Below are 4,847 nucleotides of genomic sequence, written 5' to 3' on the forward strand. Positions count from 1 at the left end.
CCTGCAACGCCCGGCGCACCCCGCCCAGCGGCGCGGCCTTGAGCACCGCCACGTCCGCCGCTTCGGCGACCGCGACCCGCAGCGGGTCCTCGGCGCGGCGGATCGATTCGTCCGCCGCGATCCGGACCGCCACCTTGCGCCGCACGGCGGCGAGCTCTTCGACGCTCGGGCAGGGCTGCTCGACGTACTCCAGACCACCCGCGGCGCGGTCCAGCTCCGCGATCCGGGCGACCGCGGTGTCCACGTCCCAGGCCGCGTTCGCGTCCACCCGGATCGCGCCCGCCGGGCCGAGGGCGTCGCGCACCGCGGCCACCCGCTCGACGTCGTCGGCGGCGAACTGCGACGACTCGGCCACCTTCACCTTCGCCGTGCTGCAGCCCGAGGCGGACACGATCTCGTGCGCCTGCTCGCCGTCCACCGCCGGAACCGTGCAGTTCACCGGCACGGTGTCGCGCACCGCCGCAGGCCAATCCCCGGCGCACGCCTCCAAGGCCGCCAGCAGCCACGGCACGGACTGCGCGTCGTCGTAGTCCTCGAACGGGCAGAACTCGCCCCAGCCGCCGGGACCGCCGAGCAGCACCCCCTGCCTGCGGGTGATCCCGCGGAACCGGGTGCGCATCGGCAGGCCGTACACCCGCACGGAATCCAACTCGGCCAAGCTGATCGTCGCCCCGCTCATGATCCGTCCCTTCCAGCTCGCCCGGTCCGGCACCTGTCCCCGCGTCCGGAGGCACCATCCTCGCCCGAGCATCGGGCGCGCGTCAGCACGGCAGTGCGCGGAGAAACGTGCGTCGGCGCCCGGTGAACGGCGACGGGGCACACACCGGTGCCCTAGTGCGCCCCAAGGTCGATACGCGGGCGAGGCCCGTTCTGTTCCCGGGTGCGGAAGTGATCAGCCCGACGATCGGCCGCACCGCCGCGAGCGGTCAGGGCCGCGGAAGGTCAGGCCACGCTGGGGCGGCCCAGGTCGAACACGTCCACCTCGAACCGCGCCCACTGCTGGCGCAGCGCGGTTACCCCGCTGTCCAGGATGTAGTTCAGCTCCCCGAGGGTGACCGGCAGCAGCGTGAACACCTGCAGCTGCTCGGTGCCCTCCTGGTCGGTGAACCTGGTGAACTCGGGCGGGAACAGCGGATGCCCGCTGGCCAGCACGCCGAAGAACTCGGTGCCGGGCAGCAGCGGGCTCTCGTTCGGCACGATCTGGTCCGGCACCAGGTGCGTGCCGCTCTCCACCAGCAGCTCGCTGGTCACGTCCACCAGGTGCCGGGCCGCTTCGGCCTGCTCCTTGTACACCGTGCACGCGAGCTCCTGCGCCGGGTCGGCACCGAGCGGCTGGAACCGCAGGCCCGAGCTGATCACCGTGCTCAGGTGGTACTGGTCCAGGTGGAAGAACACCAGCCCGTACCCGCGGTTGTCGCCGCGGACGTTGGGCGGCTCGGCGGCAGTCGGCGTACCCGCGTGCCGTTCGAGGTTCTCCGCGAGCCCGATGAACCGGTGCGCACCACCCACCGCGGTGTTGTGCTTCTCGGTGTTCATCCGATCTCCACTGCTGCGTCTGTCTCGCAAACGGTAACCGGTGCCGTGCGTCGCACGGGCAGTTTCGCCAACGCCACCGAAAATACGACCCCGCCCGCAAGCCGCGGCGGCCGGGCGGCGGAACTGATCAACCCACGTCCGGCAACGCCGGTCCGAGCAGGTCATCGGCGTCCACGATGCGGTAGGCGTAGCCCTGTTCGGCCAGGAACCGCTGGCGGTGCGCGGCGTAGTCGGTGTCCAGGGTGTCCCGGGAGACCACCGAGTAGAAGTGCGCCTGCCTGCCCTCGGCCTTCGGGCGCAGCAACCGGCCGAGCCGCTGCGCCTCCTCCTGGCGGGAACCGAACGTGCCGGAGACCTGCACCGCCACCGAAGCCTCCGGCAAGTCGATGGAGAAGTTCGCCACTTTCGACACCACGAGCCGGTCGATCTCGCCGCGCCGGAACGCGTCGAAGAGCTTCTCCCGCTCCTTGTTCCGGGTGGAGCCCTCGACGATCGGCGCGTCCAGCGCCTCGCCGAGCTCGTGCAGCTGCTCCAGGTACGCGCCGATCACCAGCGCCGGCTCGCCCGGGTGCTGATCGAGGATCGCCCGCACGACCGGGGCCTTGGTGCGTGCCGTGGAGCAGACCTTGTAGCGCTCCTCGGCTTCCGAGGTGGCGTAGCGCAGCCGCTCGTCGTCGGTGAGCGTCACGCGCACTTCGACGCAGTCGGCCGGAGCGATCCAGCCCTGCGACTCGATGTCCTTCCACGGCGCGTCGAAGCGCTTCGGCCCGATCAGCGAGAACACGTCGCCTTCCCGGCCGTCCTCGCGCACCAGCGTCGCGGTCAGCCCGAGGCGCCGCCGCGACTGCAGGTCGGCGGTCATCCGGAACACCGGGGCGGGCAGCAGGTGCACCTCGTCGTAGACCACCAGGCCCCAGTCGCGGGAGTCGAACAGCTCCAGGTGCTTGTACTCGCCCTTCGACTTGCGGGTGATCACCTGGTAGGTGGCGATGGTGACCGGGCGGATCTCCTTCTTCTCGCCGGAGTACTCGCCGATCTCCTCCTCGGTCAGCGAGGTGCGCTCGACCAGCTCCCGCTTCCACTGCCTGCCCGCGACGGTGTTGGTGACCAGGATCAGCGTGGTCGCGCCCGCCTCGGCCATCGCGGCGGCGCCGACCAGCGTCTTGCCGGCGCCGCACGGCAGCACGACCACGCCGGAACCGCCCGACCAGAACGACTGCACCGCTTGGCGCTGGTAGTCCCGCAGGCTCCAGCCCTCTTCGCGGAGGCTGATCGGGTGCGCTTCGCCGTCGACGTAGCCCGCCAGGTCCTCGGCGGGCCAGCCGATCTTGAGCAGCAGCTGCTTGAGCCGCCCGCGCTCGCTGGGATGCACGGCCACGGTGTCGTCGTCGATGCGCTCGCCGAGCATCGGCTTGACCTTCTTGTGCCGCATCACCTCTTCCAGCACCGCGCGGTCCAGCGAGATCAGCACCAGCCCGTGCGCCGGGTCGTGCGCGAGCTGCAACCGGCCGAACCGGCCCATGGTCTCGGCGATGTCGACCAGCAGCGGCTGCGGAACGGGGTAGCGGGAGTACCGGACCAGGCCGTCGACCACCTGCTCCGCGTCGTGCCCCGCGGCGCGCGCGTTCCACAGCGCCAGCGGTGTGATCCGGTAGGTGTGCACGTGCTCGGGGGCGCGTTCCAGTTCCGCGAACGGGGCGATGGCGGTGCGCGCTTCGTCGGCCTGCTCGTGGTCGACTTCCAGCAGCAGGGTCTTGTCGGACTGGACGATCAGCGGTCCGTCGGTCACGGGTGCTGCTCCCTCGGCTGTTCGGGCGCTTTCGTGCGGGTGGGGGCTTTGCGCAGGTGATCGGCCACGCTGACAACGGCCGGACCGGTCTCCAGTATTCCACCGCCGCGACCGCGGCCGGGGTGCGCGGGGCCGAGGACTTCCGCTCGCCGGATGGCGCGGTGTGCACTGAGCGGGTGCCGGTGTGCTGGGCTTGATCGGAGTCGTCGCGGGAGGCGGGCATGGGCGATCGGACGGTTCGGGACGTCACGCGGGATCTGCTGCGCAGGCTCGGGATGACCACCGTGTTCGGCAATCCGGGCACGACCGAGGTGCCGTTCCTGGCGGACTGGCCGGACGACTTCGGCTACGTGCTGGGCCTGCAGGAATCCGCGGTCGTCGCGATGGCCGACGGGTACGCCCAGGCGCGCCGGGCTCCGGCGCTGGTGAACCTGCATTCGGCGGGCGGCGTCGGGCACGGGCTCGGGTCGCTGTTCACCGCGTACCGCAACGGCACCCCGCTGGTCGTGACGGCCGGGCAGCAGACCCGGACGCTGCTGCTGGACGAGCCGTTCCTCGGCGCGACCGACGCGCCGCAGTTCCCCAAGCCGTACGTGAAGTTCAGCTGCGAACCGGTCAGTGCGGCCGACGTGCCCGCGGCGATCGCCCGCGCCCACCAGCTCGCGGTGACTCCGCCGCAGGGGCCGGTGTTCGTGTCGATCCCCGCCGACGACTGGGACCGGCCGGCCACCGAGGTCCCGGACCGGCCGGTCACGCCCGGCCCGGCCCCTGATCCGGCGGCGCTCGCGGGACTGGCGGAGGCGCTGGGCGGTGCCGAACGTCCCGCGTTCGTGGTCGGCCCGGCCGTCGATCACGAGGGAGTCGTGCCGGAGATGGTGGCGCTGGCCGAGCGCGCGAAGGCCGCGGTGTGGGCGAGCCCGCTGTCCCCGCGCTGCTCCTTCCCCGAGGACCACCCGCGGTTCGCGGGTTTCCTGCAGCCCGAGCGGAAGCTGCTGGCCGCCGAACTCGCCGCCTACGACCTGGTCGCGGTCTTCGGCGCTGCCGCGTTCACCTACCACGTCTACCGAGGTCCGGCGGCTGACGAGCTGCCGGAGCTGATCCTCCTGCACGACGACCTGGACGTGCTCGCGCGCGCCCGCCGCGGCACCGGTCTGCTGGGGACGATGACGCACTCGGTGCGCGGGCTCGGTGCGCGGGTGCGCGCGTCGGAGCGGCCGGAACCGGCGGCGTTGCAACGTCCGCCGCGTCCGCGGGCCGGGACGCCGATGAGCGCGAGCTACGTGCTCGCCGAGATCAACGCGGTGTTGCCCGCGGCGGCCGTCGTGGTCGAAGAAGCCCCGAGCCACCGCAACGACCTGCACGAGCACTTTCCGATCCGCTCGCGCGACGGCGGGTTCTTCGCGGCCGCCTCGGGCGCGCTCGGTTACGGCATCGGCGCCGCGGTGGGCGTGGCGATGGCCGACCCGCAGCGGCCGGTGCTGGCGCTGCTCGGCGACGGTTCCAGCATGTACGGGTTCCAGGC

The 4,847-nt window shown here is 72.1% G+C and carries 4 protein-coding genes; 1 reads left to right on the forward strand and 3 read right to left on the reverse strand.

The window, feature by feature from the left end; genetic code table 11:
- The 3 genes from IJH84_RS02745 to IJH84_RS02755 all read right to left on the reverse strand — a co-directional run.
- Positions 1–679 (reverse strand): o-succinylbenzoate synthase (locus IJH84_RS02745; RefSeq protein ID WP_295139835.1); only part of this gene is annotated, 679 nt, incomplete at its 3' end.
- A 263-nt stretch (positions 680–942) separates the two neighbouring features.
- Positions 943–1,536, reverse strand: a complete 594-nt coding sequence (locus tag IJH84_RS02750; protein ID WP_200068365.1) for a suppressor of fused domain protein — start codon at positions 1,534–1,536, stop codon at positions 943–945.
- A gap of 127 nt (positions 1,537–1,663) precedes the next feature.
- Positions 1,664–3,325, reverse strand: a complete 1,662-nt coding sequence (locus IJH84_RS02755) for a DNA repair helicase XPB (protein ID WP_200068366.1) — start codon at positions 3,323–3,325, stop codon at positions 1,664–1,666.
- Positions 3,326–3,546: 221 nt separating this feature from the next.
- On the opposite strand from IJH84_RS02755, the gene mdlC reads away from it, so the two are divergent.
- A partial coding sequence (mdlC, locus tag IJH84_RS02760; RefSeq protein ID WP_295139838.1) for a benzoylformate decarboxylase occupies positions 3,547–4,847 on the forward strand: 1,301 nt, incomplete at its 3' end.

The sequence above is a fragment of the Saccharopolyspora sp. genome (genome assembly GCF_017434145.1).
Taxonomy (GTDB): domain Bacteria; phylum Actinomycetota; class Actinomycetes; order Mycobacteriales; family Pseudonocardiaceae; genus Saccharopolyspora_C; species Saccharopolyspora_C galaxeae.

Excerpts from the sequence above, each read along its gene's own strand:
- IJH84_RS02750 (WP_200068365.1), bottom strand. The coding sequence starts at position 1,536 with ATGAACACCGAGAAGCACAACACCGCGGTGGGTGGTGCGCACCGGTTC.